General features: G+C 41.3%; 18 protein-coding genes, 5 tRNA genes and 1 pseudogene. 14 read left to right on the top strand and 10 right to left on the bottom strand.

Features of this window, described 5'->3' with window-relative positions:
- The 8 genes and pseudogenes from G6Q00_RS07425 to G6Q00_RS07395 form a co-directional block, all read right to left on the bottom strand.
- A partial coding sequence (locus G6Q00_RS07425) for a hypothetical protein (RefSeq protein WP_163532030.1) occupies positions 1-224 on the bottom strand: 224 nt, incomplete at its 3' end.
- Complete coding sequence (locus tag G6Q00_RS08670; protein ID WP_240331052.1) at positions 221-1,372, bottom strand: helicase HerA domain-containing protein; 1,152 nt, start codon at positions 1,370-1,372, stop codon at positions 221-223. The genes G6Q00_RS07425 and G6Q00_RS08670, both read right to left, overlap by 4 nt.
- 116 nt (positions 1,373-1,488) lie before the next feature.
- Positions 1,489-2,128 (bottom strand): annotated as a pseudogene (locus G6Q00_RS08665) (hypothetical protein).
- Between the two features lie 608 nt (positions 2,129-2,736).
- Positions 2,737-2,997: a hypothetical protein gene (locus tag G6Q00_RS07415; protein WP_163532639.1), complete on the bottom strand. Its 261-nt coding sequence runs from the start codon at positions 2,995-2,997 to the stop codon at positions 2,737-2,739.
- Between the two features lie 11 nt (positions 2,998-3,008).
- Positions 3,009-3,272 (bottom strand): competence protein ComB, encoded by a 264-nt coding sequence (locus G6Q00_RS07410; protein WP_163532638.1) that lies wholly within the window; start codon positions 3,270-3,272, stop codon positions 3,009-3,011.
- A 10-nt stretch (positions 3,273-3,282) separates the two neighbouring features.
- Positions 3,283-3,558 carry a TrbC/VirB2 family protein gene (locus G6Q00_RS07405; protein ID WP_163532637.1) on the bottom strand — a complete coding sequence of 92 codons (276 nt, stop codon included), beginning with the start codon at positions 3,556-3,558 and terminating at the stop codon, positions 3,283-3,285.
- Entirely contained in the window at positions 3,555-4,112 is a 558-nt protein-coding gene (locus G6Q00_RS07400) for an integrase (protein WP_240331051.1), read from the bottom strand. Before G6Q00_RS07400 ends, G6Q00_RS07405 begins: the two co-directional genes overlap by 4 nt.
- Positions 4,113-4,520: 408 nt before the next feature.
- Positions 4,521-5,222 (bottom strand): outer membrane beta-barrel protein, encoded by a 702-nt coding sequence (locus G6Q00_RS07395; RefSeq protein WP_205426570.1) that lies wholly within the window; start codon positions 5,220-5,222, stop codon positions 4,521-4,523.
- Positions 5,223-5,477: 255 nt separating this feature from the next.
- Between G6Q00_RS07395 and G6Q00_RS07390 the strand changes: the two genes are divergently transcribed.
- The 14 genes from G6Q00_RS07390 (at position 5,478) to G6Q00_RS07325 (ending at position 18,951) form a co-directional block, all read left to right on the top strand.
- A tRNA-Thr gene (locus G6Q00_RS07390) sits at positions 5,478-5,553 on the top strand.
- Positions 5,554-5,638: transfer RNA gene (locus G6Q00_RS07385), tRNA-Tyr, on the top strand.
- A gap of 1 nt (position 5,639) precedes the next feature.
- A tRNA-Gly gene (locus tag G6Q00_RS07380) sits at positions 5,640-5,716 on the top strand.
- 13 nt (positions 5,717-5,729) lie between these two features.
- Positions 5,730-5,804 (top strand) — tRNA-Thr (locus G6Q00_RS07375).
- A gap of 52 nt (positions 5,805-5,856) precedes the next feature.
- Positions 5,857-7,056 (top strand): elongation factor Tu, encoded by a 1,200-nt coding sequence (gene tuf / locus G6Q00_RS07370; RefSeq protein ID WP_163499517.1) that lies wholly within the window; start codon positions 5,857-5,859, stop codon positions 7,054-7,056.
- Between the two features lie 10 nt (positions 7,057-7,066).
- Positions 7,067-7,228, top strand: coding sequence for a 50S ribosomal protein L33 (rpmG, locus tag G6Q00_RS07365; RefSeq protein WP_163499516.1), 162 nt, complete (start codon positions 7,067-7,069; stop codon positions 7,226-7,228).
- A gap of 19 nt (positions 7,229-7,247) precedes the next feature.
- A tRNA-Trp gene (locus G6Q00_RS07360) sits at positions 7,248-7,323 on the top strand.
- 25 nt (positions 7,324-7,348) lie between these two features.
- The gene (gene secE / locus G6Q00_RS07355) at positions 7,349-7,528 is read left to right on the top strand and encodes a preprotein translocase subunit SecE (protein ID WP_163499534.1); all 180 of its coding nucleotides are present in this window, start codon (positions 7,349-7,351) and stop codon (positions 7,526-7,528) included.
- 15 nt (positions 7,529-7,543) lie between these two features.
- On the top strand, positions 7,544-8,071 hold the full coding sequence (nusG, locus tag G6Q00_RS07350; RefSeq protein ID WP_163499515.1) for a transcription termination/antitermination protein NusG: 528 nt from the start codon (positions 7,544-7,546) through the stop codon (positions 8,069-8,071).
- Positions 8,072-8,080: 9 nt separating this feature from the next.
- Entirely contained in the window at positions 8,081-8,506 is a 426-nt protein-coding gene (gene rplK / locus G6Q00_RS07345; RefSeq protein ID WP_163499514.1) for a 50S ribosomal protein L11, read from the top strand.
- A gap of 2 nt (positions 8,507-8,508) precedes the next feature.
- Complete coding sequence (gene rplA / locus G6Q00_RS07340; protein ID WP_163532636.1) at positions 8,509-9,210, top strand: 50S ribosomal protein L1; 702 nt, start codon at positions 8,509-8,511, stop codon at positions 9,208-9,210.
- 83 nt (positions 9,211-9,293) lie between these two features.
- On the top strand, positions 9,294-9,776 hold the full coding sequence (gene rplJ, locus G6Q00_RS07335) for a 50S ribosomal protein L10 (RefSeq protein ID WP_163532635.1): 483 nt from the start codon (positions 9,294-9,296) through the stop codon (positions 9,774-9,776).
- A 10-nt stretch (positions 9,777-9,786) separates the two neighbouring features.
- Positions 9,787-10,161, top strand: coding sequence for a 50S ribosomal protein L7/L12 (gene rplL / locus G6Q00_RS07330; protein WP_163532634.1), 375 nt, complete (start codon positions 9,787-9,789; stop codon positions 10,159-10,161).
- 87 nt (positions 10,162-10,248) lie between these two features.
- A complete protein-coding gene (locus tag G6Q00_RS07325) occupies positions 10,249-18,951 on the top strand; it encodes a DNA-directed RNA polymerase subunit beta/beta' (RefSeq protein ID WP_163532633.1) in 8,703 nt (2,900 codons plus the stop codon).
- A gap of 207 nt (positions 18,952-19,158) precedes the next feature.
- Here G6Q00_RS07325 and G6Q00_RS07320 read toward each other — a convergent pair whose 3' ends face one another.
- Both G6Q00_RS07320 and G6Q00_RS07315 read right to left on the bottom strand, forming a co-directional pair.
- Positions 19,159-19,578, bottom strand: a complete 420-nt coding sequence (locus G6Q00_RS07320) for a hypothetical protein (RefSeq protein WP_240331050.1) — start codon at positions 19,576-19,578, stop codon at positions 19,159-19,161.
- 156 nt (positions 19,579-19,734) lie between these two features.
- Positions 19,735-20,082 (bottom strand): hypothetical protein, encoded by a 348-nt coding sequence (locus tag G6Q00_RS07315; RefSeq protein WP_163532632.1) that lies wholly within the window; start codon positions 20,080-20,082, stop codon positions 19,735-19,737.
- Positions 20,083-20,237: the final 155 nt, after the last annotated feature.

Genomic DNA, 20,237 nt, shown 5'->3' with positions numbered 1-20,237 from the left:
CTTTTAGTGATGTCAAAGTTGCCCATATGCTTTAATACATATTGTCTAACCTTGCGCTCCTCTGCTTGGTCTCTCCACTCCCCAGCGTGTTTGCCTTTATGATGGATAAACGAATTTTTTGTTAAACGGGGAATGTGATCAGATTCTAAATTTGAGAGATCAACTGGCTTAGATCTAATTAGATTTGCTAGCTCCTCTTGTGTCATGTCTTCGGGTTGTTTCAAGTGCTCCCCTTATTAAATACTTCATCTTGGGGGAGGATACAGACATGCACAAACACTTCTCTCCAGCTAGTTGGGTATTGCTTGATCAAATGCTTGATATGTGCCATAGTGCTGGCATTAGAGCTAAAGATGGGTAGGTATTTACCCAATGCGGCTAAATTCACATCCACCACATTAGAAGTGCTATCATTCATGTTCTTAATGAGAATTTGGTGGCTAGAAACATTGGTGTTTTCTAGGAAATGGCGTTCTAAATCGCTAAGCTTGATACCAAACTGGTCTTTGAGCTTGTCTGTGTTGATGTTCTTTTGGGGATAGAAAATGAGTGTGCCCATATTCTTAATAAAGCTGTCGGCATTTTTCACTTCATCTAACTGGTGGATGTCTTGCAAAGCCAAAGCAACCACCCCATTGACCTTGCGTGCTTGGGTGATGATAAGATTGATCTTTTCATTCATCAATGCATTTTGGGCATAGGATTTAAACTCATCAATGAAACAAAAAAAGCCCCGATTGGTGTGCAAGGCTCTATGGATAAGCTTATAAAAGATATAGTAAGCAAGTAGCCCCGCGTCCTTTTGGTTGTTGATCACAGAGTCCATGTTGATAGTGGTGATGCGGCTTTTAAACTCCAAGCAATCCTCTCGAGCATTAAAAATAGGGTTTTTGCAATAATGTGTTAAGGCTTCTTGGATTTGCCCTGATTGTGTCTTAATAAAGGTGTTAATAAATTCCTCTAAAGTATAGGGCTTATAAATGCCTTGTTTCTTGGTTTGCCTGTGTTCATCATACATGCTCATAATGGCATTGCGCACGGCATTTTGATCTTCTGTAATCTCTTTATCTCTTCTATTAGGAGTTCCAATGTCTAGCATATAGGTATAGAAACTATACAAAAAGGAGGCATTTTCTTTAGAATCCTCTAAGATCAAAGGATTGATATAAAACTCTTCATCATTGTTATACACCCCTCCAAAGTATTTAGTGAAGGAATACAACCCATTGAGTCTATCTAGGGCTAGAATGTCTAAATTTGGGTATTTCAAAGCACTCATCATCAAATAGCTCATCAAAGTGGTCTTGCCTGCCCCTGTTGCGCCGATAATCATCGTGTGCCCATTGACTCGAGCGATATTGTAGGCTAACACGGTGTTGCACTTCTTGGTTGTGGAAATTGAATAAATAAGGGGAGTGATCTAAGTTTTTAAACACACTCAGGGGCATATCCCCCCAAGAGTTGGCTTTAAAGCCCCTGTTATTCTTTTCAAACAAGATCAAGCGCCATCACGCTAGAAGTCTGGTATCTGGCTCTATAGTTTAAATCCATCCGACCCGGAAAGAAGGAAAAATAAGAGGGCATCATCCCAATAGTCTCTTCTTTGCTCACCAAGCCCTCATTGTTGAGCAAGTTTAAAACCGCCTCAGTGTGCCAAGCTCTCTTTGCTTTCTGCTTTGATGAGCACATTCAAGGCAATTTTTTGCATAGAGAGCCTAGAGGCTTGCACCAGATCAATGTATCTATCCAATTCCTCTTTGACAAAATTAACAAAGCTAAATTTCTTGCGCACTTTCAAAAAATGCAAGCTCTCAAAAGTGGGCTCTATAGAAAAGATAATATCTAGCTCACATGCATAGTGTAACAAGCAAGAGAGGGCCACAGAAGTGATGGTTTGGTTTTCATAGTTTTTCACCCCTACAAAGCGCTGGTAGGTGGTTTTGCCCTTAAAGTTAATCAGGAAGTAATCTTTTCTAAATTCTACATCGCTGGCAATATAGCTATCGCTGAGAATGCCCATTTTAGGTTTTAAAGGAATGTCAACACCATTGATATATTCTGCATAGAATCTAAGGGCTTCTTTGCTGCTAAGTTCTCTGGGTTTGAAGTCTTTGAGCGCGTGGCTCATTCTTTGCATGGCTGCTTTGAGTGTGGAATACTTGTTAACAAAAGTGGTGGTTTTTTGTTTAGAGTGCTCTTGATTATCTTGGCTCTCTGCTATAGAAGTGGTTATTTCTAGCTTCTTTTTCTCAAAAAAACTTTTGAGTGTGCTGGTGGTGCTCTCAAAAACAAGATAGTAGCGGTTATCATAAATCTCTTTGCTCTCAAACTCTGCAATGATAGCCCTAGCATAAGGATTATCCATTTGTGTGTTTTGCTTGATTTGCTCTTTTCTTCTTTTAGCCACAATTCTTAGATGCACACCTAGAGGGATACTATCTAATGCACTCTGGCGGGCATTAAAGTAATGTTCTAAATCCTGTTGCATTAAATTCAAATAACTCAAACCCTGCAATTCCAACAACCCCACTAAATTCTCTTGTTTGGTGATTAAAAATTGGGAATCGTAGATGCCTAAAATATTATTTTCCTCAGCCATAGAGTAGGTTCATCAAACCTGCTAGGCAATCAATGCTCTTGTGTTTGCAAAAGGTGAGCAAATCACTTAGGCTTTTCTTCCTTAAGGGTTTAATATGGGCTCTTGCGCACGCTTTAGGTGTGCTAAAAGTTCTTGCTCTAATTTCTCAAATATGGCGTGCGCTTCTTTGTAATGCCCTTGTTCTTAAAGTACTCCCAAGGTAAATGAAAGTCTCCCACTCTATCCATTACTTTTTGCAATTCTTGGAGCTTTTTTTCTTTGATCTTAGAATTAGAAGTGGGTGGAAAAGATTTCTCTAGCATAGAAACTAGAAAAGTTTCTAAATCCACACCAAACTTCTTGGCATACTTCTTGCACTCCTTATAAGTAGAGTCCTTGATCTCAAGATTGACTTGCATCGTGTTTTCCTTTAAGCATAAAACTTCGTGCTCTTGGTCTTAATCTTAGAGCGCGCAACCAAAATATCGCTAATGTCTTCATCAAAAAATTCTAAAATGCTAAACACCAATAAAAGCACGCTATAAAGCAACAAGGCATATAAGACTCCAATAGTGGGCAACAGCACAAAGGGCACGAGCAGGCAGATTAAAAAACTCTTGGCATTGAGCCATAGGAATTTTTCTTTGCTAGAGATTTCTCTTAGGTTGGGCACACTTACCTGTACAACTTGCATCTATTCTCCTTTATTGAAAAATTTGCATTAACCAAGCAGATAGCTTAGGTGCACCAAAAAAGACTAAAGAGCCCAACACCACGCCTAGAACCGTCAATAAAATCTCTTTCCACCGATCCAAGTTTTTCCACACAAAGATGCCAATGCCTATGAAGATGATGGTTAAAATCAGTTTGGCACTGCCACTGCTGAGCCAAGATTGGATAGCATTTTGCAGGTTTTCCAAGCCCCCTGCTTGTAACACTCCCATACAAAGTAAGATAAATGCTTTTAGATATTTACTCATGCCACTTCTTCTAAAACCATTTGGCTCTTTAAAGCTTCTATGAGATTTTTCTTCACAATAGCAAGCTGGTAAAAGCACTTCATATTAGGGATTTGCTTGCCTGTGAGTTGCTCGTAGGTTATCAAGATGGTGGTATTAGGATCATTCAAAGGGCTAAATTCTAAGATAACATCATTGAGACGGCGCATACGCCCCTTATCTTTGGTGGACTTGAGTGTAAAAAGTCCGTGTCTGCCCTTCACTTTAAAAGCTACTTCTTTTAAGGCTTGGACAATCTTTTTAGCATAAGCTAGAATAGCCAAGAAAAAAGGTGTGGGGATATTGGCTTTCTTGTTGATTCCTGTATCTGTATAGCCCTTGATCTGTCTGTAGTCATTAAGGTAGATGTAGGTGTAGCGGTGTTTACCCTTGATGAGCTTGATAAATCCCTTATCTTGCAAGATGTTCAAATTCAAGTTCAAGGTTCTAGGAACAATTTGGAGTGCATAGTGTGCATAGTGTCTATCTAGGGCAATTTTGTTGCTTTTGGCTTGGAGTGCGATTTTAGCTATCAAGAAAAAGAGCTGCTTAGCTCCAAAAGAGCCATAAAAGCTTGTGCCATGCTCATCACACAGCAGAGCGATAAAACCTTAACGCCTTTGATCATAGCTTTTTTACTAACTTGTCAAGCCTCTAATGCTTTTAAATCGTTCTAAGGCCTTTAAGCTCTTAGCTATGGGGGTTTATTTGTAGGTTTTATGTGGTTCTAGGGTGGCTCTATTAATCTAATTTGGCTATATTTTTAAGCGCGCTAGCCTCTTTATATAATTTTAAAAATAGTTTAATTTTAGCTTAATCCACCTCTTACATTTTCTGCACTTCACCTTATAGTTCTGTGCTAGCCTTTACTAGCCATTCAACTTTAACCCTTAAAAAATAGAGTGCCTCCAGAAATTAGTGTATAGGAAATGGATTAAGCATGGTTAAAAGTTAATCACATAATTAACATAAACGGCAACCCTGCGTCTAAAGGTGATGTTTTGTGTGATGTTTGAATATAAAAAACCGCTAAAGGATTGGGTGTAATAAAGATCGTTGATGACGGGAACACGCACGCCAAATTCATAGCCCTGATGTTTACTAAAATTACCCCTAAAACCAATGTTAACGATGAATTGCCCGTAGATAGGAATAAGCTCTCCACCTATATCATTTGAATTCCAAAGAGCCTGATTCATTGTCTGGCAAATACCGCTACTTGCCTCTCCATAAACACATGTTCCATTTTGATAAGTCGCCTTCCCCATTAGCCATGAACTCCCCCCTCCCATTACGCCAAGAACCATGCCAAAGGTTTTCTCGTTTTCGTCATAAAAATTAAAGAGCATATCAATACCTGCACCATAGAAGAGATTAGCTGAGGGTTGGTTATAGCTAGAGGTGTTGTAGCTATTAGTAACAGTCGCATTCCCTCCCTGACCGCTAAAGAAAACATAGTAGCGCAAACCAAAGCGTTTTGTTCTGCCAAAAAATTGTTTGTAACCAATTTGGAAATCCCCTCCGAAGAGATTGCCGTTATAGGTTTTTGTAGAAGAAGTAGAAGTTGTTGGGTAACCACCACCACTTTCTTGAAAACTAGAACTATCCTCACCCCCAAAATTAGAATATTGAAAACCCCCTTCCATAAAACCACCGTTTCTTTCTGCACTCAAAGGCGCCAAAGAGATAAAACTAAGAGCACTGATTAAGGAAAAGCGGGTAAAAGCTAGAGAGAAGACGCTACGCGTTTGTGATTTGTGATTTGTTGCAATAATACCATAAAGATCCTTTCAAAAGATTAAGATAGCGCACTCTAGCGGATTTAAAACAGGTTGTCAAGGGTTAAACATTTTTAATCTTGACAAAATAGCGCAAAACTAGCTATAATGTGAGTTTATTTTGCTGGCTTAGCTCAATTGGTAGAGCAGCTGCCTTGTAAGCAGCAGGTTGGGGGTTCAAGTCCCTTAGCCAGCTCCAGGTGAGGTACTCAAGTGGCCAACGAGGGCAGACTGTAAATCTGCTGACTTTGTCTTCCGTGGTTCGAATCCACGCCTCACCACCATGCGGGAATAGCTCAGTTGGCTAGAGCATCAGCCTTCCAAGCTGAGGGTCGCGGGTTCGAGCCCCGTTTCCCGCTCCAGTTTAGGGAGAGTGCCCATATAGCTCAGGGGTAGAGCACTTCCTTGGTAAGGAAGAGGTCGGCGGTTCAATCCCGCTTATGGGCTCCAGTGTGAGTCCCCTAGCACGCGCTTATTTATAAAAATTTAGAGGAGTTATCCAATGGCAAAAGCAAAATTTGAAAGAAACAAGCCCCATGTCAATGTGGGCACCATCGGGCATGTAGACCATGGCAAAACCACCTTGAGCGCGGCAATTTCAGCTGTGTTGTCTTTAAAAGGTTTGGCAGAACTCAAGGATTATGACAACATTGACAACGCCCCTGAGGAAAAAGAAAGAGGGATTACTATCGCGACTTCTCATATTGAGTACGCCACAGAAAACCGCCACTACGCCCATGTAGACTGCCCGGGCCATGCTGACTATGTTAAAAACATGATCACCGGTGCAGCCCAAATGGATGGCGCGATTTTAGTAGTTTCTGCAGCTGATGGCCCTATGCCTCAAACCCGTGAGCACATTCTTTTAGCCCGCCAAGTGGGTGTACCCCATATTGTGGTGTTTTTAAATAAACAGGACATGGTAGATGATCAAGAACTCTTAGACTTGGTAGAAATGGAAGTACGCGAACTTTTAAGCACCTATGAATTCCCCGGAGATGACACCCCCATTATTGCCGGTTCTGCTCTTAAAGCCCTAGAAGAGGCTAAATCTGGAAGCATTGGTACATGGGGTGAAAAAGTGCTTAAACTCATGGAGGAAGTGGATAAATACATTCCCACCCCTGAGCGCGATACTGAAAAAGCCTTTTTGATGCCTGTAGAAGATGTGTTTTCTATCGCGGGTCGGGGTACTGTGGTTACTGGTAGAATTGAGCGGGGCATGGTAAAAATTAGCGATGAAGTTGAAATTGTGGGCATCAAACCTACCCAAAAAACCACCGTTACGGGTATTGAAATGTTTAGAAAAGAACTAGACAAGGGCGAAGCGGGGGATAATGTGGGCATTTTGCTTAGGGGCACTAAAAAAGAAGAGGTTTTCCGTGGTATGGTGCTTTGCAAACCCGGATCCATCACACCCCATAAGAAATTTGAGGGCGAAGTGTATGTACTCTCTAAAGAGGAAGGCGGGCGGCACACTCCCTTTTTTAACGGCTATCGCCCCCAATTTTATGTCCGCACTACAGATGTAACCGGCTCTATCACTCTACCAGAAGGCACTGAGATGATCATGCCCGGGGATAATACAAAAATTGTAGTGGAGCTTATTAACCCTATTGCGCTAGAGCTAGGTACTAAATTTGCCATTCGTGAAGGCGGTAAGACTGTGGGCGCAGGCGTGGTTACTAAGATTGTAGAATAGGGGCTTTTTAATGAAAGTTAAGGTTGGGTTGAAGTGTGCAGATTGTGCTGAGATTAATTACAGCACAACCAAAAACGCTAAAACCAAAACAGAAAAACTGGAGCTCAAAAAGTTTTGCCCTCGTGAAAATAAGCACACGGTGCATAAAGAGATCAAGCTAAAAAGTAGCTAAGATAAGGAGGGGGGTATAAAGGTCAGTAGCTCCAATGGTAGAGCGTCGGTCTCCAAAACCGATTGTTGGGGGTTCGAGTCCCTCCTGGCCTGCCAAGGGGTGAATATTAAAGTAGGTGGCATGAAGAAGTTATTATCACAATATAGACTGACAAAAGAAGAGCTATCAAAGGTGATTTTCCCACTCAAAGAACAGATTAGAAACGCCTTAGTTTCTGTTCTGATCGTGGTAACTATTATCACTCTGTTTTTGACTTTGATTGATTTTGTTTTGTCTTCTTTTGTCGCTAGCATTCTTTAGGGGGAAGCTGTGGGCATGGAATGGTATGCAATCCAAACTTACTCAGGTAGTGAGCAGGCTGTTAAAAAGGCCGTTGAAAACATGGTACGCGAAAATGGCATTGCTAATCGGGTGGAAAAGGTGATTGTACCCACTGAAGATGTGATTGAGCTTTCTAAAAAAGGTAAAAATAAAGTTACAGAGCGTAGTTTATACCCGGGCTATGTTTTTATTAAGGTGGATTTAGACACGGTACTTTGGCATAAGATTCAGTCTTTACCTAAAGTGAGTCGTTTTATTGGCGAGAGCAAAAAACCCACACCTTTAAGCGATGCAGATATTGGCAATATCTTAGAAAAGATGAGCAATCGCGCCGCGCCTAAGCCTAAAATTTACTATGAGAAGGGCGAGGTGGTGCGCATTGTAGAGGGTCCTTTTGCTAATTTTACAGCCACAGTAGAGGAGTATGATGTAGAGCATAGGAAACTCAAACTTAGTGTGTCTATTTTTGGGCGCAATACACTGATTGATATTTTATATTCGCAGGTAGAAAAAATCATTTAAGGAGAGTGCATGGCAAAAAAAGTTGTCGGCCAGATTAAATTACAAGTCCCCGCAGGCAAGGCTAACCCTTCGCCTCCCATTGGCCCAGCCTTAGGCCAAAGAGGGGTGAATATTATGGAATTTTGTAAGGCTTTTAATGAGAAAACTAAAGACATGGGTAGTTTTAATATCCCAGTAATTATTACGGTTTATCAGGATAAGAGTTTTACCTTTATCACCAAAAAGCCCCCAGTTACAGATTTGATCAAAAAGGCTAGCGGGGTGGCTAAGGGCTCGGATAATCCGCTAAAAAATAAGGTGGGCAAACTGAGCATGCAACAGGTAGAGGAGATCGCGCAAAATAAAATGGAGGATCTTAACACCACCACCCTAGAGGCGGCTAAAAAAATTGTGATGGGCAGTGCTAAGAGTATGGGCATTGAGATAGAAGGATAAAGATGGCAAAGATAGCAAAGCGTTTGCAAAAATTAACAGACAAATTTGAAAAAGATAAAGTTTATAACTTAGAGGAGGGCGTGGGGGTGGTTAAATCTCTGGCTTCAGCTAAGTTTGATGAAAGTGTGGAGGTGGCTTTGCGTCTAGGGGTGGACCCCAGACATGCCGATCAAATGGTGCGCGGGGCGGTGGTTTTACCCCATGGCACAGGTAAAAAAGTGCGGGTGGCTGTTTTTGCTAAAGATGTTAAGCTTGATGAGGCCAAAGAAGCGGGCGCAGACATTGTAGGAGGCGAGGATTTAGCTGAGGAAATTAAAAATGGCAATACTAATTTTGATATGGTTATTGCCACTCCGGATATGATGGCTGTTGTAGGGAAGGTGGGGCGTATTTTAGGCCCTAAGGGTTTAATGCCAAATCCTAAAACCGGCACGGTAACAATGGATATTAAAAAGGCTGTGAGCAATGCTAAAAGCGGGCAGGTGAATTTCCGTGTGGATAAAAAGGGCAATGTACACGCCCCCATTGGCAAGGTGAGTTTTACACAAGAGCAGATTAAAGAAAACATGCTAGCTTTAGTGCGTGCCATTAATCGCTTAAAACCCAATACAGCTAAGGGTAAGTATATTAGAAATAGCGTCATGTCCCTTACGATGTCTCCGGGCATACAACTTAATGCCCAAGAACTCATGGATGTGAAATAATTCATCTTAAACTGAAGAAACAAGGGCTTTTGGCTTAATTTACTTTGGTAGCCTTGTGGAAGTTGGTTGGAAAGGAGGAAATCTTGAATAGGGAGCAAAAACAAGAACTTGTAACGCGCTTAAAAGAGTCTTTTAATGCGATGCAGGCTTTAGTGGTGTGTGATTATAAGGGTTTAAGTGTAGCGCATTTAGAAAAGTTGCGCAATTTAGCCCGCGCGCAGGGTATTTCTGTGCAGGTGATTAAAAACACCCTTGCCTCATTAGCGCTAAAAGAGGCAAATTTGGGCGTTTTAAACCTCAAAGAGAACAATGTTTTTATTTGGGGCGCTGATCAGATTGCGCTTTCTAAACTGGTGATGGGTTTTGCTAAAGATCATAAAGATCACTTTGTGATCAAGGCCGGGATTTATGAGCAACAGGCTGTAGATAGTGCGCATATACAAGCCATCTCTAAATTGCCCAGTAAGCAAGAGCTTATTGGCATGTTGTTATCGGTTTGGAGCGCGCCTGCTAGGTATTTTGTTACAGGTTTAGATAATTTGAGAAAGTTAAAAGAACAAGAATAAAGGATAGATAATGGCTATTGGAAAAGAGGAAGTTTTAGAGTACATCGCAAACCTGAGCGTTTTAGAACTCTCTGAACTTGTAAAAGCTTTTGAGGAAAAATTTGGTGTGAGTGCAGCCCCTACTGTGGTAGCTGGGGCTGGAGCTGGAGCTGTAGCAGAAGCTGTAGAGGAAAAAACCGAATTTAGCGTATCTTTAGTAGAAACAGGGGCTGAGAAAATTAAGGTTATTAAAGTAGTACGCGAAATCACTGGGCTAGGGCTTAAAGAAGCTAAAGAGGCCACCGAAAAAACCCCCCATGTACTCAAAGAAGCGGTGAATAAAGAGGAAGCTGAGGCGATTAAAAAGAAATTAGAAGAGGTGGGGGCTAAAGCAGAAATCAAATAGTTTAAAAGGAGGGGCCACATTGGTGTTTGTGGTTAATGCCAGCTGGTTACACATCAGCTTAGATCTCCATTACAAAGGTTTAATGACATGGAAACTTTAAAAAATCGGTTGCGTGCGGATTTTACAAGAGTCCCTCAAGAATTGCAAGTTCCTAATCTTTTGTTTTTACAAAAAGAGAGTTATGAGGCGTTTTTATACGCTAAGGACGGGAAAGAAAGCGGGATTGAACGGGTTTTTAAGTCCGTATTCCCCATACACGATAGCCAAAATCGTATCACCTTAGAATATGGAGGCTATGAATATGGCGAACCCAAATACACCGTACGCGAGGCTATGGAAAGGGGTATTACCTATTCGGTTTATCTTAAGATTAAGATTCGCTTGATTTTATGGGAAAAAGACCCTAAAACAGGGGAAAAACTAGGGCCCAAAGACATTAAAGAACAAAGTATTTTTATCCGTGAAATCCCTTTAATGACCGATCGCACTTCTTTTATTATTAATGGTGTTGAACGGGTGGTGGTTAACCAACTACACAGAAGCCCCGGGGTGATTTTTAAAGAAGAGAAATCTACCACTAGCACGAATAAGCTTATTTATGCCGGTCAAATTATCCCAGATCGTGGATCGTGGTTGTATTTTGAATATGATGTAAAAGATATTTTGCATGTGCGCATTAACAAACGCCGCAAGGTTTCTGCCACAATTTTATTTAGAGCCATTGGTTATAGTAAACAAGACATTATCAAGATTTTTTACCCCCTTTTAAAAGTACGCCATAAGGTGGTTAATGGCGAGAGTAAATATTATATTCCCTTTGAAAGTATTATGGTAGATAGCCGCCTTGATTTTGATTTAAAAGATGAGAAGGGGCGGGTTTTACTAGCGGCTAGTAAAAAAGTTACGGCTAGAAAAGCTAAAGAAATTAGAGAAAGCGGGGTTGAGTGGGTGGAATACCCCACTAAAATTTTACTCAACCGTTATTTAGCAGAACCTATTATGGATACAAACCAATTAGTACTACTAGATGCGCTCACTCTTTTAGAACAACCTAAATTAGATAAAATCCGTGAAGCGGGCATTAATGAATTTATCATTGCTAACGATCTTGCATTAGGCCATGATGCCTCTATCATTAGATCTTTTAGCTCCGATGCTGAGTCTTTGCGCAATGAATCGCTTAAATTACTTAAACAAAGTGAAAAAATTGAAGATGAAAGCGCTTTGGCTGCTATTCGTATTTATAAAGTCATGCGTCCGGGTGATCCAGTTACTACTGAAGTGGCTAAAACCTATGTACAACAACTCTTTTTTGATCCAGAGCGCTACGATTTAACAATGGTAGGGCGCATGAAAATGAATCATAAATTGCATTTAAAAGTGCCCAATTATGTAACCGTGCTCACCCATGAAGACATCATTGAAACCGTCAAATACCTCATTAAAATTAAAAATGGACAGGGGCGCATTGATGATCGCGACCATTTAGGTAATCGCCGTATCCGCGCGGTGGGTGAATTGCTCTCTAATGAATTGCATGAGGGCTTGATGAAAATGCAAAAAACCATCAAAGATAAACTCACCACGATGAATAATGCCTTAGATTCACTCATGCCCCATGACCTCGTTAATTCTAAAATGATCACCAGCACGATTTTAGAGTTTTTCATGAGTGGCCAGCTCTCCCAGTTTATGGATCAAACAAACCCGCTTTCAGAAGTTACGCATAAACGCCGACTTTCGGCTTTAGGTGAGGGTGGGCTTGTTAAAGATCGCGTGGGTTTTGAGGCGCGCGATGTACACCCCACCCACTATGGCCGCATTTGCCCTATTGAAACCCCAGAGGGGCAAAATATTGGGCTTATTAACACCCTCTCTACTTTTACGCGGGTTAATGATTTGGGTTTTATTGAAGCGCCTTATAAAAAGGTAGTTGAGGGGCGTGTGGGCGAACAAATTGAGTATTTAACTGCTATTCAAGAAGAAGGGCATGTAATTGCACCGGCTAGCACAGTTGTAGATTCTCAAGGTTATATCCAAGAGGATTTAGTAGAAACCAGAGTGGGGGGTGAAATTGTGCTTAATGAAAAGCACAAAGTTACCCTAATGGATTTAAGCTCGCGCATTTTAGTAGGCGTGGCCGCTTCTTTAATTCCCTTTTTAGAGCATGATGATGCCAACCGCGCTTTAATGGGTACTAATATGCAACGCCAAGCTGTGCCCTTATTGCGCTCAGAAGCCCCTATTGTAGGAACGGGTATTGAAAGTGTGATCGCGCGTGATTCATGGGGTAGTATCAAGGCTGAGCGTAGGGGTGTGGTTGATGAAGTGGATGCGGGAAATATCTATATCGTAGAGAAAGACCCACAAAAAGGCCCGCATATCACTTCTTATTTACTCCAAAAAAACCTACGAACTAACCAAAATACTTGTTTTAACCAAGTGCCCATTGTTAAAGTTGGCGATGTAGTAGAAGAGGGGCAAATTATAGCCGATGGCCCTAGCATGGATAAGGGCGAGTTAGCTTTGGGTAAAAATGTCCGCGTGGCTTTTATGCCTTGGAATGGCTATAACTTTGAAGATGCGATTGTGGTGAGTGAGAAAATCATTAAAGAAGATGTTTTTACCTCCGTACACATCTATGAAAAAGAAATTGAGGCTAGAGAGCTTAAACACGGCATTGAGGAATTTACCGCAGATATTCCTGATGTCAAAGAGGAGGAGGTGGCGCATTTAGATAGCGGGGGGATTGTAAAGATCGGGACTTATGTGGCCCCGGGCATGATTTTAGTGGGGAAAGTTTCGCCTAAGGGTGAAATTAAAAGCACGCCTGAGGAGCGTTTGTTGCGCGCTATTTTTGGGGATAAGGCCGGGCATGTGGTGAACAAGTCGCTTTATTGCCCGCCTTCTTTAGAGGGGACTGTGATTGGGGTTAAGATTTTCACTAAAAAGGGTTATGAAAGAGATACCCGTGCCACTAATGCTTATGAAGAGGAAAAATGGGTCTTAGATGATAGGCATGATAAACATTTTAAAATGATTGATAAAGAGGAGCTTTTACAAATCAGTGATATTTTCTCCCAAGAACCCCTAGAGGAAGAGGCGGTGTTTAATGAGATCACCTATCCAAAAGGCTCAAAAATCCCTAGAGAAGTCATAGAGGGGAGTAATCGCTTTGGTTTAATTTCTCTAGCTAAAAAGTACAGCAAAGAGGTACAAGACCGTTTTGAACAAATTAAGATCAATATCTTAGAGCAAAAGAAACTCTTAGGTCAAGGGCATGAGAAAAAACTCTCTATCTTAGAAAAAGATGATATTTTACCCAATGGGGTGATTAAGCTAGTTAAAATTTACATCGCTACTAAACGCAAATTAAAAGTGGGCGATAAAATGGCCGGACGGCATGGCAATAAGGGCATTGTATCTAATATTGTACCCATTGCTGACATGCCCTATACAGCCGATGGCGAACCGGTTGATATTGTGCTTAATCCTTTGGGCGTGCCAAGCCGCATGAATATCGGGCAAATTTTAGAAGTGCATTTAGGGCTTGTGGGTAAAGAGTTAGGTAAGCAAATTAAAGCCCTCTTAGATAACCAAACTAAGGACTTTATTGCTAAATTGCGCTCTAAAATGCTAGAAATTGCCCGCGTAGTCAATGTAGATAACCAAGCTCTAGCCCAAATATTAGAAAGTTGTAGTGATACAGATTTACTCAGCTATGCTAGAGATTGGAGTTTAGGGGTGAAATTTGCTATCCCTGTTTTTGAGGGCATTTCTCAAGAGCAGTTCATGCAACTCTTTAAGTTAGCCAAGATTGATTTAGACGGCAAAACCGAGCTTTATGATGGGCGCACAGGTGAAAAAATGAAAGAGCGGGTAAATGTGGGCTATATGTACATGCTTAAACTCCACCACCTAGTAGATGAAAAAGTACATGCTAGATCTACCGGCCCCTATTCTTTAGTAACCCACCAACCAGTGGGTGGTAAGGCACTCTTTGGCGGGCAACGCTTTGGGGAAATGGAGGTGTGGGCGCTAGAAGCTTATGGAGCGGCACATACGCTTAAAGAAATGCTTACGGTTAAATCAGATGATATTAAAGGACGGGAGAATGCCTATAGAGCCATTGCTAGAGGCGAACATGTAGGCGAATCAGAAATTCCAGAGACTTTTTATGTCTTAACTAAGGAATTGCAATCTTTAGCTTTAGATGTGAATATCTTTAATGAAGAAGTAGATGAATTTGGCATGCCAAAACCCATTGTGATTAAAGAGGACGATCGCCCTAAAGACTTTAATTCTTTCCAACTCACCCTAGCTAGCCCGGATAAAATCCGCGAATGGAGTTATGGGGAGGTGAAAAAGTCAGAGACGATTAATTATCGCACCCTTAAACCTGAGCGCGATGGACTCTTTTGCATGAAAATCTTTGGGCCCACTAAAGATTATGAATGTTTATGTGGCAAGTATAAAAAGCCGCGTTATAAAACCATTGGCACTTGTGAAAAATGTGGGGTGGCTATTACTAGCTCTAAGGTGCGATCTTTTCGCATGGGGCATATTGAATTAGCCACTCCGGTAGCTCATATTTGGTATGTTAACTCTCTACCCAGCCGTATTGGTACACTTCTTGGCATTAAAATGAAAGATTTAGAACGCGTGCTTTACTACGAGGCCTACATTGTTAAAGATCCCGGTCAGGTTTGTTATGATCTAGAGGGCACTAGACCCGTGCTTAAATATGATATTTTAAATGAGGAGCAGTTTCAAACTATCCAGCGCCACTATAGCGATCAAGATTTTAACGCCCAAATGGGAGGCGAGATCATTAAAGAACTCTTAGAAGAATTAGATTTAGTAAGCCTACTTGAATCGCTTAAAGAAGAGGTCAGAGACACCCATTCAGATGCTAAGAAAAAGAAATTAGTTAAGCGTTTAAAAGTGGTGGAAAGCTTTATTAATTCAGGAAATCGCCCCGAGTGGATGATGCTTACAGCTTTGCCTGTATTGCCACCTGATTTAAGGCCTTTAGTGGCGCTAGATGGGGGCAAATTTGCGGTGAGTGATGTAAACGAACTTTATAGAAGGGTGATTAATCGCAACCAACGACTCAAACGGTTAATTGAACTAGGCGCGCCTGAAATCATTGTACGCAATGAAAAACGCATGCTCCAAGAAGTCGTAGATGCTTTATTTGATAATGGGCGCAACGCTAATGCGGTCAAAGGGGCAAACAAACGGCCTCTTAAATCGCTTTCAGAGATTATTAAAGGCAAACAAGGGCGCTTTAGACAAAATTTATTAGGTAAACGGGTGGATTTCTCAGGCCGTAGCGTGATTGTAGTGGGGCCTAATTTAAAAATGGATGAGTGTGGGTTGCCTAAAAACATGGCGCTAGAACTCTTTAAACCCCATTTACTAGCTAAGTTAGAGGAAAAGGGCTTTGCTACCACGTTTAAACAAGCTAAGCGCATGATTGAACAAAAAAGTACCGAAGTTTGGGAGTGTCTGGAGGAAGTGGTGAAGGGCTATCCGGTGCTTTTAAACCGCGCCCCTACTTTGCATAAACAATCTATCCAAGCCTTCCACCCTAAACTCATTGATGGTAAGGCAATCCAGCTACACCCCCTTGTATGCTCTGCCTTTAACGCCGACTTTGATGGGGATCAAATGGCTGTACATGTGCCCTTAAGCCAAGAGGCCATCACTGAATGTAAAGTTTTAATGCTTAGCTCTATGAATATTTTATTACCCGCTAGTGGTAAGGCTGTTGCCGTACCTAGCCAAGACATGGTTTTAGGGATTTATTACCTTTCTTTAGAAAAAAGCGGGGTCTTAGGCGAACACAAGCTTTTTTCAAGTGTGGCTGAGGTTTTAATCGCTGTAGATGCTAAAGAATTAGATGTACATGCTAAAGTACGGGTTTTACAAGATCGCCACATGTTACAAACCACAGCGGGGCGTTTGATCATTAAATCTATCTTACCGGATTTTGTGCCTACACATTTGTGGAATAAGGTGATGAAGAAAAAGGATATTGGGGCTTTGGTGGATTTTGTCTATAAAGAAAGTGGCATTGGCCAAACGGCTAGCTTTTTAGACAATTTAAAAATGTTAGGTTTTAGATACGCAACTAAAGCTGGAATTTCTATCTCTATGGAGGATATTATTACACCGGCTAATAAAAACCGCATGGTGGAGGTGGCCAAAGAACAGGTTAAAGCAATCCAAGCGCAATTTGAGAGCGGGCATTTAAGCGATCAAGAGCGCTACAATAAAATCATTGATATTTGGACTGAAGTTAATGATTTAATGAGTAAGGAAATGATGGAGGCTATCTCTAAAGATAAAGAGGGCTTTAACTCTATTTATATGATGGCAGATAGCGGGGCGCGTGGTTCAGCTGCGCAGATTCGCCAACTTTCTGCTATGCGTGGCCTGATGACTAAACCAGATGGCTCAATTATTGAAACACCCATTATTTCTAACTTTAAAGAGGGTTTAAATGTATTAGAGTACTTCAACTCCACACACGGGGCGCGCAAAGGCCTAGCTGACACCGCGCTTAAAACCGCTACAGCGGGCTATCTCACCCGTAAACTCATTGATGTTTCTCAAAATGTCAAGGTGGTACAAGAGGATTGTGGCACGCATGAAGGCATTGAAATTACAGATATTACTGTGGGTAGTGAACTCATTGAGCCTTTAGAGGAGCGCATTTTTGGGCGGGTTATTGTGGAGGATATTTTAGATCCGCTTACAAATGAGGTACTTTTTAGCGCCGATACTCTTATCACAGAGGAAAAAGCCAAACGCATTATAGAGGCCGGGATTAAATCTGTGATCATTCGTACCCCTATTACTTGCAAGGCACAAAAGGGTGTGTGCGCAAAATGTTATGGGCTTAATTTAGGCGAGGGCAAGATGATTAAACCGGGTGAGGCAGTAGGTGTAGTAGCAGCACAATCCATTGGCGAGCCGGGCACGCAATTAACCTTAAGAACTTTCCATGTGGGCGGTACGGCCTCTAGGAGCCAAGAGGAGCGCGAAATTATCGCTGAAAAAGAGGGTTTTGTGCGCTTTTTTAACATTGAAACCTACCAAAATAAAGAGGGGCATAATATTATTACTAATCGCCGTAATGCCGCGATTTTGGTGGTTGAACCTAAGATCAAAGCCCCCTTTGATGGGGTGCTTAAAATTAACAACGCCCATGAGGAGATCTTCTTAAGCGTAATAGGCGAGAAAGAGGCTAAGTTTACTTTGCGTAAAAGTGATGTGGCTAAGCCAAGCGAATTAGCCGGTGTGGGGGGCAAGATTGAGGGGAAATTTTATCTACCCTATGCCCATGATCAGGAGGTTAAATATGGCGATAGCATCGCAGACATCATTAAAGATAGCTGGAATGTACCCCACCGCATTCCCTATGCAAGCCAAATTGCCATTCAAGATAATGAGCCTATCGCCCAAAATATTTACGCCAAAGAAAAGGGCATTGTGCAGTTTTACTATTTAGAAGGGGATCATTTAGAACGCTTTGAATCAGTAAGAGCGGGGGAAGTGGTGCAAGAAAAAGGCTTGTTTGCGGTGGTGGTGGATAAAAATGGCCAAGAGGCTATTCGCCATTACATCGCTAGAAATTCTTTAATGCAGGTAGGGGATAAAAGCCCAGTTGAAACACATACGCTTTTGGCTAAACCTAGTGTAGAGGGCAAAACCACTATTGCTAGCTGGGACCCCTACAACACGCCCATTATTGCAGATAAAAGCGGGGTGGTGCGCTTTGTAGATATTGTAGCCGGGGTAAGTGTAACCGAAACAGAAGATGAAAATACGGGCATGCGATCTTTAGTGGTAAATGAATACATCACCGGGGGGCTTAAACCTAGTTTGGTGATTGAAAGCCCTAATCAAGAAAATATCTTTTATCCGTTAGAGCCTAAAACCTCTATTGTAGTAGTAGAGGGCGCGCAGGTAGAAGTGGCTGATGTGCTAGCAAAAATCCCTAAAGCTACGGCTAAATCTAAGGATATTACCGGTGGTTTACCCCGCGTTTCTGATATTTTTGAAGCCCGCAAAAGCAAACCCAAAGACCTAGCCATTTTAAGCGAAATGGATGGGCAGGTGAGCTTTGAAAAACCTGTGCGCAATAAAGAACGGATTTGTATCACCGCTAGCGATGGAAGACAAGCAGAGTATTTCATTGATAAAGGCAAGCAGATTTTAGTCCGGCCGGGCGAATTTGTACACGCCGGTGAGGCCATCACCGATGGGGTGGTTAGTAGCCATGATATTTTGCGCATTAGCGGGGAAAAAGAGCTGCATAAATATATTGTAAGTGAGGTACAACAAGTTTATAGACGCCAAGGGGTCAATATTGCAGATAAACACATTGAAATTATTGTTTCGCAGATGTTGCGCCAAGTGCGGATTTTAGATAGTGGGAATACAAAGTTTATTGAGGGGGATTTAGTCAGTAAGAAACATTTTAGGGAGGAAAACCAGCGGATTTTACAGGCTAAGGGCGAACCAGCCATTGCCGAACCCGTGTTGCTTGGTATCACCCGCGCAGCTATTGGGAGTGATAGCATTATCTCAGCCGCCTCGTTTCAAGAAACAACTAAAGTACTCACAGAGGCTAGTATTGCGATGAAAAAGGACTTTTTAGAGGATTTAAAGGAAAATGTGGTGCTAGGGCGCATGATTCCAGTAGGCACGGGGCTTTATAAGGATAAAAAGGTAGGGGTAAAGATTGAAGAAGAGCAAGAAGTGATCAAAGATACTTAAATTAAAGTATCAAGAGGGAGGGGGAGAAAGGTGGGGTTTTTTAGACTTGTAAAAAAATATTCTCTACACGCAAGGGTTAAAATGAGGGTGCTAGAGGGGTTTTAGCTTAGTTTTAAGCGCGGCTTGTTTTGTGTAGGTGTGAAAAATATCTTTGTGTAGAATAAAATCTTTAAGCTTACATTTTCCAGATTTAAGGGTGATACGATCTTACTGCTTTTTAACTACGATATTACAAAAGTCATTGCTATATTCCATAGAATACACTTTGATAATGGCTTTATTAGGTGATTTAATATCTAAAATGCGCACGGTAGAGTATTCCATCTGGTTAGGTTTTTCTGTATAAAAATCAATGTCGCTATTATCAAAAGAACTCCCATTTTTAGAGTATCCAATCTCACAGTAAAATTTTCCCATTCCATCATCTGCATCATTTGCATAACAATTATCACTCACTTCAAAGGCCATCTGGACTTTTTGCCCTTTTTGTATCCATTCTGCTTTATAAACCCCCTGCCATGAGCGCACAAATACCGGGAGTTCATGGCTATCTAAGTTAAGAAAGAGAGATATGAGTAATAGGGCGATTATGTTGTTTTTGTGGTTGTAGCTGTAGGGTAATGACATGCCGGAACTCTTTTACTCTTTACTTGAGTTTTTACTTAAATTTTCTTCATGTTTTCTTAGAAAGAGATGTGGGTTATTTGTAGGGGTAATTCTAGGTAAATAAGGTAACTAACAAAAAAGGCTAACAGATAATAGCAAAATTCTAAAAAGTTAAACCTAGTTGTCTTCTTTCTCCTGCTTGGCTGCAGTGATATTAAGATAGCGATCCACAGTTTCTTCTCCTTTTTTCCCTTCATATTTAATATATTCACTAGGGAAAAATACCTCATATGCGGATACTAAAACTCCTTTGAGTGGGTTTTCTTCTTGCTCTGTTGTTTCCTGCTCTAGTGTTAGGATATATAAAATTAAAGCTGGAACCGGGTATTTTTTTATTTCAGTTACTAGTTTTGGGTGTGACAGTCGCGGGAATTTGCGCTTTAAGTAGTTCTCCTCTACTTGAGTATTCCGCTTTGCTACTTTCCATCCACCCACCTCTTTACTACCTTCGTTATTAAAATACACATCCCAAAGATCATCTTTTTTATTAGGATAACTTGTATTTTGGCGGCGGTAGTTTATTTATTTATCCGCTTAATGGAAGTGATCAAAGTATTGATATAGGTTGTTTAGAACTTACGCTAAGTAGAGATAGCCAAAAGACTACAGCTTGGACAAGA

Source organism: Helicobacter suis (assembly GCF_902196125.1).
Taxonomy (GTDB): Bacteria; Campylobacterota; Campylobacteria; order Campylobacterales; family Helicobacteraceae; genus Helicobacter; species Helicobacter suis_B.
This window is presented reverse-complemented; position numbering and strand designations above follow the sequence as displayed.